Below are 10,823 nucleotides of genomic sequence, written 5' to 3' on the forward strand. Positions count from 1 at the left end.
TGCGCGCAGCCATGACCTCCTCCAAATCTCGTAAGTCCTCCAAGAAGGCCAAAGCCGCTCCGGCCCCTGAAACAGCCTCACGTCCGTTGTCGAAGACGCCACCGCCGTTTCGCAATCACATCGTTGATAAAAGAGCGCTGAAGCAGCTGGTTGCCTGGTCGTACAAGAACCACGGCACAGCTGTCACGTCGTCGATGGCTGACAACCTCAAGGATCTGGGTTTCAAATACGCCACCCAGGCCGCTGTCTCGATTTCCGTTGATGACCTCAAGGTCCCTGAGGCCAAGAAGGATCTGCTGGGTCAGGCTGAGGAGCAGATCACAGCGACGGAAGAGCGGTATCGCCTGGGTGAAATCACCGAGGTGGAACGGCACACCAAGGTGATCGACACCTGGACCGAAACCAACGAACGATTGGTGGATGCCGTCAAGAAGAACTTTGACGAGAACGCACCGTTGAATTCGGTGTGGATGATGGCCAACTCCGGCGCCAGGGGAAACATGTCCCAGGTGCGTCAGCTGGTGGGCATGCGTGGCCTGATGGCCAACCCGCAAGGGGAGATCATCGACCTTCCGATCCGGACCAATTTCCGCGAAGGTCTGACCGTCACGGAATACGTGATCTCCTCCTACGGCGCCCGTAAGGGTCTGGTGGATACCGCTCTGCGGACGGCTGACTCGGGTTACCTCACCCGTCGTCTCGTCGACGTTGCCCAGGATGTGATCGTCCGCGAAGACGACTGCGGCACCACGCGCCACATCGTGGTCAATGCGGAAGACGGTCGGTTTGGTAGCCGCCTGGTCGGTCGCCTGACCGCCGATCAGGTCGTGACCGCCGACGGCGAGATCTTGGCTGAGCGCGACACTGAAATTGATCCACCGCTCTCCAACCGCTTTGAAAAAGCCGGTGTGAAAGCGGTCAGCGTGCGTTCGCCGCTGACCTGTGAAGCGAATCGTTCCGTTTGCCGCAAGTGCTACGGCTGGGCCCTGGCCCACAACGAGCTGGTTGATCTGGGTGAGGCCGTTGGCATCATCGCGGCTCAGTCCATCGGTGAGCCCGGCACTCAGCTGACCATGCGGACCTTCCACACCGGTGGTGTGTCCACGGCAGAAACGGGCATGGTCCGCTCCAAGATTGCCGGCACGGTTGAATTCGGCAGCAAGTCGCGGATTCGCCCCTACCGCACCCCCCATGGTGTGGAAGCCCAACAGGCTGAAGTCGACTTCACCCTGACGGTTCATCCCTCGGGGAAAGGCAAGCCTCAGAAGATTGAGGTCACCAACGGTTCACTTCTGTTTGTGAGCGACAAACAGGAAATCGAGGCTGACGTTCCTTTCGTTCAGATTGCCGCTGGTGCGGTGAAGAAGAGCGTTGAAAAGGCCACCAAAGATGTGATCTGCGATCTGGCGGGTCAGGTGCGCTACGAAGAGAAGATTCAACCCAGGGAAGTCACTGACCGCCAGGGCAACATCACCTTGAAGGCCCAGCGTCTCGGGCGGATGTGGGTGCTGGCCGGTGATGTGTACAACCTGCCGCCCAATGCCCAGCCCGTGGTGGAAGGTCAGACCACCGTCACCGAAGGCCAGGTCCTCGCGGAAGCCAGCCAGCGCAGTGAATACGGCGGGGAAGTGCGCCTGCGCGACTCCATCGGTGATTCCCGCGAAGTTCAGATCGTCACCACGTCGATGACGCTGAAGGACTTCAAATTGCTTGAGGAATCCACCCATTCCGGTGAGATCTGGAATCTGGAGTCCAAGGACGGCACCCGCTACCGCCTGAACACCATTCCCGGTAGCAAAATCGGCTCAGGGGAAGTCATCGCGGAACTGGCCGATGATCGCTTCCGCACCAACACCGGTGGCCTGGTCAAATTTGCCCCTGGTCTGGCGATCAAGAAAGCCCGTTCGGCCAAGAACGGTTACGAGGTCAACAAGGGCGGCACCCTGCTCTGGATCCCCCAGGAAACCCACGAGATCAACAAGGACATCTCCTTGCTGATGATCACCGACGGTCAGTGGATCGAGGCAGGCACCGAAGTTGTCAAAGACATCTTCAGTCAGACCGCTGGCATCGTCACGGTCACGCAGAAGAACGACATCTTGCGCGAAATCATCGTTCGCAGTGGTGACTTCCACCTCGGCACTGACACCAAGGCGCTCGAGCGCTTCGAGGGTGATGGCCAGATGGTGAATCCCGGTGAGGACATCGCCAAGGGCATCACGATCGACGAGATGAAGTTTGTTCAGACCGTCGAGACACCTGAAGGCAAGGGTCTTCTGCTTCGTCCGGTTGAGGAATACACGATTCCGAACGAGGCGCAGTTGCCTGAGCTGGCTCACATCAAGCAGGCCAATGGTCCTCACCTGGGAATCAAGGCAACCCAGCGTCTGGCCTTCAAGGACAACGAACTGATCAAGTCCGTTGAAGGAGTCGAGCTGCTCAAGACCCAGCTGCTTCTCGAAACCTTCGACACCACGCCTCAGATGACCGTGGATGTGGAGAAGGCACCGGACAAGCGGGCCAAGACTCTGTCGCGCCTTCGCCTGGTGATCCTTGAGTCGATCCTGGTCCGTCGCGACACCATGTCCGACTCCAGCCATGGCTCCACCCACACGGAACTGCAGGTGGAAGACGGCATTTCGGTGAAGGCCGGCGATGTGGTCGCGACCACCCAGATCCTCTGCAAACAGGAGGGTGTCGCTCAACTTCCCGAGGCCACGGAGGCCGAGCCGGTCCGACGTCTGATCGTGGAACGGCCTGAAGACACCATCACCCGCAACACGTCTGGAACACCTTTGGTGTCTGTCGGTCAGCGCATCGTTGATGGCGAGCTCTTAGCCGAGGGCGAGCCCTCCGATTGCTGCGGTGAAGTGGAAACCGTCAACGGCAACACCGTGACCCTGCGTCTCGGCCGCCCCTACATGGTGTCTCCCGACTCGGTGCTTCACGTCCGCGATGGGGATCTGGTGCAGCGTGGTGATGGTCTGGCGCTCCTCGTCTTTGAACGTCAGAAGACCGGTGACATTGTTCAGGGTCTGCCGCGTATTGAGGAACTGCTCGAGGCCCGTCGTCCTCGGGAATCCGCGATTCTCTGCAAGAAGCCTGGAACGGTTGAGATCAAGCAGGGTGAGGACGATGACTCCTTGGCCGTCAATGTCATCGAGGCCGATGACGCCATTGGCGAATATCCAATCCTGCTCGGCCGCAACGTGATGGTCAGTGATGGCCAACAGGTCAAGGCCGGTGAGCTTCTCACCGATGGTCCGATCAATCCCCACGAACTGCTGGAGTGTTTCTTCGAGGACCTGCGCAGCCGTAAGCCTCTGATGGATGCCGCACAGGAGGCGATTGCCAACCTGCAACACCGTTTGGTCACCGAGGTTCAGAACGTCTACAAATCCCAGGGCGTTTCGATCGACGACAAGCACATCGAAGTGATTGTCCGTCAGATGACCAGCAAGGTTCGGATTGAAGATGCAGGCGACACCACCCTGTTGCCGGGTGAGCTGATCGAACTGCGTCAGGTGGAAGACACCAACCAGGCGATGGCGATCACCGGTGGGGCTCCCGCTGAGTTCACGCCGGTGCTGCTGGGCATCACCAAGGCCTCACTCAACACGGATAGCTTCATCTCCGCGGCCTCCTTCCAGGAGACCACCCGCGTGCTGACGGAAGCGGCGATTGAGGGCAAGAGCGATTGGCTCCGCGGTCTCAAAGAGAACGTGATTATCGGTCGTTTGATTCCTGCTGGCACCGGCTTCAGCGGTTTTGAAGAGGAACTGCAGAAGGAGGCCGGCCCCCATCCCGACATCCTGTCGGAAGATCCCGCCGGCTATCGCCGGATGCAGAATCTGCGCCCTGACTACACCGTCGAGATGCCCTCGGCGGCCAGTGCCACCTCTGTGCTGGATGACCCCAGCGATGCGGATCTGGAAGCCACACGCACCAGGCACAACATCGACCCGAATGCGAGCACCTTCGCCGCGTTTACGCGTCCTGACGTCGACAATGAACTGAAGGAAGAGCAGGTGGTCGATGCTGAAGCCGTTGAAGGCCTTCAGGAAGAAGGCCTGCTCTCTGACGAGTGATCCCGGATCACACCTGTCCCATTGCTGATCAGCTCATGCTCGAGCCCACCGAAATCCCCCAGCGCCGTTTGCCGCGCTATGGATTTCATGGTCACACCGAAAAACTCAATGGCCGGATGGCCATGCTTGGCTTCATCGCCCTGCTGGCTGTTGAGTTCAAGTTGGGCCACGGCCTGTTGATCTGGTGAGCAATGTTTTGCTCGGTCGCAGCGCGGCCGAGCTTCAGGACTGGGCCGTCGAACAGGGCCAGAAACCGTTCCGCGGACGGCAGCTGCACGATTGGCTGTATGCCAAAGGTGCGCGGTCCCTCTCTGACATCACAGTGCTGCCGAAGGCCTGGCGCACTGAACTGCTGAATCAAGGCATGGAGGTGGGGCGTCTTCGCGAGGTTCACCGCAGCATCGCCGCTGATGCGACCACCAAGCTGTTACTGGCCACCGACGATGGTGAGACCATCGAGACGGTTGGTATTCCGACGGACCAGCGTCTGACCGTCTGTGTCTCCAGTCAGGTCGGCTGCCCGATGGCCTGCCGCTTTTGTGCGACTGGAAAAGGTGGTCTGCAGCGGTCTTTGCAGACCCACGAAATCGTCGATCAGGTCCTCAGCGTCCGTGACGTGATGGACCGGCGCCCCTCACACGTCGTCTTCATGGGCATGGGTGAGCCTTTGCTCAACAGCGAAGCGGTGCTCAGCGCCATCCGTTGCCTGAATGAAGATCTCGGCATCGGCCAGCGCAGGATCACCGTCAGCACAGTGGGGGTACCGAAAACGCTGCCCCAGCTTGCGGAGTTGGCTCTCGATCAATTCGGACGCGCACAATTCACCCTGGCTGTGAGTCTTCATGCGCCGAATCAGCAGCTCCGGGAAGAGCTGATTCCGACGGCGCACACGTACCCCTACGAGGCGCTGCTCGACGACTGCCGCCACTACCTCGCCGTCACCGGACGCCGGGTCAGTTTTGAGTACATCCTGTTGGGTGAGCTCAACGATTTTCCGGAGCATGCCGCGGAACTGGCCGATCGGGTTGGCGGGTTCCAGAGTCACGTCAATCTGATCGCCTACAACCCGATCGAAGAAGAGGAGTTCAAACGCCCCACGCCACAACGGATTGAGGCCTTTCGTCGCGTGCTGGAACGGCGAGGCGTTGCCGTCAGTCTTCGTGCCAGTCGTGGTCTGGACCAGAACGCGGCCTGCGGTCAGTTACGACGTCAACGCCAGACCCACTGATCGGATCGGCGTCGGTTTAACTGCAACCAATGCAATCGACCTATGGCCTCCGTCGACTGGATCCTGTTGGTCGGATATCTGATATTCACCCTGATTCTTGGCTTGTGGCTCGCCCGGCGGAATCGCGGTGAGGATGATTACTTCGTCGCGGGTCGCAGCCTCTCCGGTTGGTTGGCTGGAGCCTCGATGGCGGCCACGACCTTTTCCATCGACACCCCGCTGTACGTCGCTGGTCTCGTCGGGACGCGCGGTCTGGCGGGGAATTGGGAATGGTGGGGGTTCGGGCTCGCCCATGTCGCGATGGCCGTTGTCTTTGCTCCGTTGTGGCGGCGGAGCGGTGTACTCACCGATGCTGCCTTCACGGAATTGCGTTATGGGGGGCCAGCTGCGGCTTGGTTGCGAGGGATCAAGGCGTTCCTGCTGGCTCTGCCCATCAATTGCATTGGCATTGGCTACGCCTTTCTCGCTCTCAGGAAAGTGGTCGAAGCCCTGAAGATTGTGTCCGGGCAGCCGTTGGCCCTTGGTTTAACCGACACGGTCTGGCTGATGATCATCGTGGCCCTGCTGGTGGTGACTTACACCGTCGCCGGTGGACTTTGGGCTGTGGTCGTCACCGATCTGATCCAGCTGGTGCTGGCGTTGTTGGGTGCTCTTGCGGTGGCGGCCGCTGCCATCCATGCCAGTGGCGGGATGGGGGCGTTACTCGACCAGCTGCAGGGGCTCGATCGCCCCGAGTTGCTGTCATTGGTCCCCTGGACGGTCAGCGATGGCGCTTGGCACTGGCTGGATGGAGCCGGGATCACCGTGCCGATGTTCACGGCCTATGTCGCGTTGCAGTGGTGGAGTTTTCGTCGTAGCGATGGCGGTGGTGAATTCATTCAGCGCATGTTGGCCACGCGCGATGAGCAGCAGGCTCGGCTGGCGGGTTGGGTGTTTCTGGTGGTCAACTACCTGATCCGCAGCTGGTTGTGGGTGGTTGTCGCCTTGGCGGCTCTGGTGCTGTTGCCGGATCAGAGCGACTGGGAGTTGAGCTATCCCGCCCTGGCTGTGCAGTTGTTGCCTCCCGTGGCCCTCGGCCTTGTGGTTGTCTCCCTGGTGGCTGCGTTCATGAGCACGGTCAGCACGTCGGTCAACTGGGGAGCCAGCTATCTCACCCATGATCTGTATCAGCGTTTTCTGAGACCGAAGGCTGGATCCAAGGAATTGCTCCTGGTGGGACAAAGCACCACGGTCCTGCTGCTTGTGCTCGGCGTTATCACCGCTCTGATCAGCGACAGCATCGGTGCGGTGTTTCGTCTGGTGATCGCGATCGGTTCCGGGCCAGGGGTCGTGTTGGTGCTGCGTTGGTTTTGGTGGCGTGTCAATGCAGCGGCTGAACTGGCGGCCATGTTGTGTGGTTTCACCGTTGGTCTGTTCACCTCGGTGATTCCTCTGGTGAGGATTGAGGACTACGGCATTCGCTTGGCGGTGATTACCGGTGTGAGTGCTCTGGTCTGGATCGGGGTGATGCTGGCCACGCCACCGGAATCGGAGGCGGTGCTTGAAGCGTTCGTGCGACGGGTACGCCCCCCTGGTCCCGGCTGGTCGCGCTGGCGTTCGAAGTTCGGAGTCACGCCGATGGAGACCCTGCCCACGCTCTTCAGCCGTTTTGTGTTTGCGTCCGTGCTGTTGTTCAGCGCGTTGCTTGGGATCGGTGGTTTTCTGCTCCATCAGCAGGTCACGGCCTGGTCCGGTCTTGGGATCGCTGTGGTTTGCGTGGCGCAGCTTCGACGTCTTGGCCGTCGATCCGAGCAGAATGGCGCCACTGCACTCTGATCCGTTGGCTTTCTTCCGCTCCACCGTGCTGCCCGCTCTGATCGTCGTGCTGTTCGTGCTTGCGCTTGTCGCGGTGAGCGCCAGGATTTGGTTGCCGGGGGACATGTTGGCCCCCGCTCCGATCAGCTGAAGCCCGCCTCAGCTCCGATTACGATCCGCACCATGACTGATGCCTTAGGACCACAGCGGAATCAGGGCCTCGCGAATCTCTCCATCGATCCAGATCTGCTGGCCCAGGAGCTTGCCGCTGAGGAATCCGGTGATCCGTTGGATTCGATCGATCTGGATGATGCTCCAGATGATTCCCTTGAGGCAGCACGCATCTGTGATGAGGGGCTGTCGCTCCTAAGCCAGGGCCATGAACAGCGGCTCCAGGGCTTGCGTGTGTTTTGCGAGTACCGCGACCCAAGGGCTGTTCCTTTGTTGCTGCCGTTGCTTCAGCGCAGCTGTCCGGTGGAGCGGATGAGTGCGGTGTATGCGCTGGGCCGCAATCCGTCTCCGCCTGCGGTTGAGCCGCTCTTGCAACTCCTTCAAGGCGATAGCAATGCCTATGTGCGCAAAGCCACGGCCTGGAGTTTGGGGAATTTCCCCGATGCACCGATCCTCAACCCCCTGATCAAAGCCCTTCAGGTCGATGTGGCGGCGGTCCGTCTGTGGTGCCCGGGCTCATTGGCGGAGGCCGCCAGTCGTTCCCCTGCCAAGGCGGATCCTGCGGCCGGTCAATTGCTGTTGAGTCTGCGGATCGATAGTGAGCCGGCGGTTCGCAGCAACTGCATCTGGGCCTTGGGACGCTTGGTGGACCAGTTGGTGGAGCCCCGTCGCCAGGAGGTTGTTGAGGCTTTGGTGGAGGCATTGCTCCATGACGGAGAGCCTTCCGTTCGCGATGAAGCGCGCACAGCCCTGGAACAACTGGAGGACCCAGTCATCCTCAATCGGCTTCAGACCCTGTTGGACGACGGCTTCATCAGCTGAGTCGATTGTGCGGTGAGCATGTAACAACGCTGGCGACAGGATTCCAGCGATTCTCTTAGATTGCGCACCTTCACATCCCACTTTGAGCGCATGCCCCAACGGACTGTTCGCTTCACGATTCGACCGGACGGTCGGGTTGAAGAGCGGGTCGAAGGGGTTGCCGGTGATGGGTGTCAGCAGCTGACCGAACGACTGGAAGCTGCCCTTGGATCCGTCGAGCGGCGGGAGGCGACGGCTGAAGCCTTCCTTTCCAATGAACCTCAATCCCAGACCCTTCCTGCACAACTGACCTGATGTCGCACTTCAGCACTGTCAAAACCGAGTTGCGCCAGCGTGAACCGCTGCTTTTGGCACTTCAGGACATGGGTTTTGCTCCGGAAGAAGGAGAGCGGACGGTTCGGGGCTATCGCGGCCAGACCGTCGCCGCTGAACTGGCGGTTCCGATGCAGAACGGTGGAGATTTTGGGTTTCGGATGAATGCAGAGACGGGCGCCTATGAGTTGGTGACCGATCTCGATCTCTGGAAGCAGGCCATTCCCATCGAGCGTTTTCTCTCAAAGCTGACCCAGCGTTACGCCTTGAACAGTGTTCTGGCCGCAACCCAGAACGAGGGTTTTGAGCTGGCTGAACAATCCGTTCAACAGGATGGTTCGATTGAACTGGTCGTCACGCGCTGGGACGCCTGAGCTCTGACCGATCCTTCACAGGCATTTCTCGCACCTTCGCAGCCGGCGGTTGTTCCGTCTGGCTGTGAACCTTGTCTCGGGGGTGAATTGCGCGAGCAGGCCGTCTGGGTGGATGAGGCCGTCTGCATCGGTTGTCGCTACTGCGCCCATGTGGCGACCAATACCTTTGTGATTGAACAGCGCCTGGGACGATCCAGGGCCATCCGCCAAGACGGTGACAGCACCGAGCGGATTCAGGAAGCGATTGAGACCTGCCCTGTGGATTGCATCCATTGGGTTCCGTTCGAGCGGCTCAATGATCTGCGGGCCGAACTCGATCGCCAGGATTTGCAACCTCTGGGGATGCCGTCACCAGCGCGGTTGCGACGCTCAACGCCCGCGGCGGAATGAACACCCTTCCAACGCGCCGTTTCGGTCGGACGGAACTGGCGATGCCGGTGCTGTCGCTCGGTGGCATGCGTTTTCAACAGAGTTGGAGCGATGTGCCTGCTGACGAGATCACCCAGGACTCGCAGGACAATCTCAATGCCACCCTGGCGCGTGCGGTGGGGCTGGGCTTCCACCACGTTGAGACCGCCAGGCATTACGGCAGTTCAGAGCGTCAACTTGGATGGGCGATGCCGAATCAACCGGACGCGCAGCGCATCCTGCAAAGCAAGGTGCCGCCCCGGGAGGATCCGGCGGTCTTTGAAGACGAACTGGAATTGAGCTGCACGCGTCTGGGGTCAGATCGACTGGATCTTTTGGCGATTCACGGGATCAATCGTCCTGAGCATTTGGATCAAACGCTTCGACCAGGGGGCTGCATGGAGGTGGTCCGTCGTTGGCAGCGAGAGGGGCGCGTGGGTCATGTCGGTTTCTCGACCCATGGCCCCACCGATCTGATCGCTGAAAGTTGTGCGTCCGGGGCGTTCGATTACGTCAACTTGCATTGGTATTACATCCGTCAGGACAACGATCCAGCCCTGGAACAGGCCCGCAGGCAGGACATGGGTGTGTTCATCATCAGCCCGACCGACAAAGGGGGCCATCTCCACAGTCCGTCGGACCGTTTGTTGGAGCTCTGTGCTCCATTGCATCCGATCGTCTTTAACGACCTGTTCTGCCTAAGCGACCCGAGGGTGCACACCATCAGCGTTGGTGCCGCCCGCCCGTCTGATCTTGATCTGCATCTTGAGGCCCTTGAACGGCTGCCAGAGGCCCGTGCCCTTATGGATCCCATCGATGCACGTTTACGGGCTGCCGCTCGCGAGGCCTTGGGAGCGCCTTGGTCGGACAGCTGGCATGTGGGCTTGCCGTCTTGGCAAGACACACCGGGCCAGATCAATCTTCCAGTGTTGCTATGGCTTCACAACCTTCTCGAGGCCTGGGATCTGAGCAGTTTTGCCCAGGCGCGTTATCGATTGCTGGGCAATGGAGGGCACTGGTTCCCAGGTGCGAATGCCGATGGCCTCGATCATTCCGTCAGTGAGGCAGATCTGCTGGCTGTGCTCGGGCAAAGTCCTTGGGCCGCAAGGATTCCTGCGATTCTGCGCACCCTCCGTGATCGCTTGGCCGGAGCACCTGAACGGCGTCTCACCCAGGATTGACCTCGTCGGGGTTGCGCGAAGGGGGGTGAGTGGTGCTATGTTCTTTGGTCTGCGCGGTTCCCGGAAGGGGCTGTGCGGGGCACACCGCCAGAGAGCGCGAGCTTGTTTGGTGTCTGTGCTGACTTACTGAGCTGAAGGGAGCGATCCCGCGGTGATGTAAGTTTTCTAAGCGGTCGACGAGGCCGCGCCGCTGAACCGCTTCTGCAAGGGAGCGCGGAGGCAGAACCTGGACAACTGAAAAGTTTAGGAACTGACGCTTTTATCGCGTTCGGTTAGTGAGCTGAGACCGAAAGGTTGAGGTGAGCGACTGAATGAAAGTGCGATAAAGGTGTGAGGTCCCGTCAAAATTTTATTTGTTGCGTTGAAGCGAATGCGCTGCAATAAGTAAGTTTTTCACGAAGCTTATTTGTTGCCGGTGTGCGCATTGGTGGAGCGACAACCGGAT

The 10,823-nt window shown here is 59.9% G+C and carries 10 protein-coding genes; all 10 read left to right on the plus strand.

Annotation, left to right across the window (positions count from 1 at the left end; genetic code table 11):
* The first annotated feature begins 11 nt into the window (after positions 1-11).
* The 10 genes from ACGVKB_RS08165 (at position 12) to ACGVKB_RS08210 (ending at position 10,378) form a co-directional block, all read left to right on the plus strand.
* Positions 12-4,088, plus strand: coding sequence for a DNA-directed RNA polymerase subunit beta' (locus ACGVKB_RS08165; RefSeq protein ID WP_392350956.1), 4,077 nt, complete (start codon positions 12-14; stop codon positions 4,086-4,088).
* Positions 4,089-4,123: 35 nt separating this feature from the next.
* On the plus strand, positions 4,124-4,276 hold the full coding sequence (locus ACGVKB_RS08170) for a high light inducible protein (RefSeq protein ID WP_392350958.1): 153 nt from the start codon (positions 4,124-4,126) through the stop codon (positions 4,274-4,276).
* Complete coding sequence (gene rlmN / locus ACGVKB_RS08175; RefSeq protein ID WP_392350960.1) at positions 4,273-5,316, plus strand: 23S rRNA (adenine(2503)-C(2))-methyltransferase RlmN; 1,044 nt, start codon at positions 4,273-4,275, stop codon at positions 5,314-5,316. The genes ACGVKB_RS08170 and rlmN overlap by 4 nt, the downstream gene beginning before the upstream one ends.
* A 42-nt stretch (positions 5,317-5,358) precedes the next feature.
* The gene (locus tag ACGVKB_RS08180; RefSeq protein WP_392350962.1) at positions 5,359-7,131 is read left to right on the plus strand and encodes a sodium:solute symporter family protein; all 1,773 of its coding nucleotides are present in this window, start codon (positions 5,359-5,361) and stop codon (positions 7,129-7,131) included.
* 4 nt (positions 7,132-7,135) lie between these two features.
* A complete protein-coding gene (locus ACGVKB_RS08185; RefSeq protein ID WP_392350964.1) occupies positions 7,136-7,261 on the plus strand; it encodes a hypothetical protein in 126 nt (41 codons plus the stop codon).
* Between the two features lie 32 nt (positions 7,262-7,293).
* Positions 7,294-8,103 (plus strand): HEAT repeat domain-containing protein, encoded by an 810-nt coding sequence (locus ACGVKB_RS08190; protein ID WP_392350966.1) that lies wholly within the window; start codon positions 7,294-7,296, stop codon positions 8,101-8,103.
* 90 nt (positions 8,104-8,193) lie between these two features.
* Positions 8,194-8,397, plus strand: a complete 204-nt coding sequence (locus ACGVKB_RS08195; RefSeq protein WP_392350968.1) for a DUF2997 domain-containing protein — start codon at positions 8,194-8,196, stop codon at positions 8,395-8,397.
* Complete coding sequence (locus tag ACGVKB_RS08200) at positions 8,397-8,789, plus strand: DUF1257 domain-containing protein (protein ID WP_392350970.1); 393 nt, start codon at positions 8,397-8,399, stop codon at positions 8,787-8,789. The genes ACGVKB_RS08195 and ACGVKB_RS08200 overlap by 1 nt, the downstream gene beginning before the upstream one ends.
* A gap of 3 nt (positions 8,790-8,792) precedes the next feature.
* On the plus strand, positions 8,793-9,179 hold the full coding sequence (locus ACGVKB_RS08205; protein ID WP_392350976.1) for a ferredoxin: 387 nt from the start codon (positions 8,793-8,795) through the stop codon (positions 9,177-9,179).
* The gene (locus ACGVKB_RS08210; RefSeq protein WP_392350972.1) at positions 9,176-10,378 is read left to right on the plus strand and encodes an aldo/keto reductase; all 1,203 of its coding nucleotides are present in this window, start codon (positions 9,176-9,178) and stop codon (positions 10,376-10,378) included. Before ACGVKB_RS08205 ends, ACGVKB_RS08210 begins: the two co-directional genes overlap by 4 nt.
* The last annotated feature ends 445 nt before the right edge of the window (positions 10,379-10,823 follow it).

Source organism: Parasynechococcus sp. (genome assembly GCF_042954325.1).
In the GTDB taxonomy this organism is placed as follows: Bacteria; Cyanobacteriota; Cyanobacteriia; order PCC-6307; family Cyanobiaceae; genus Parasynechococcus.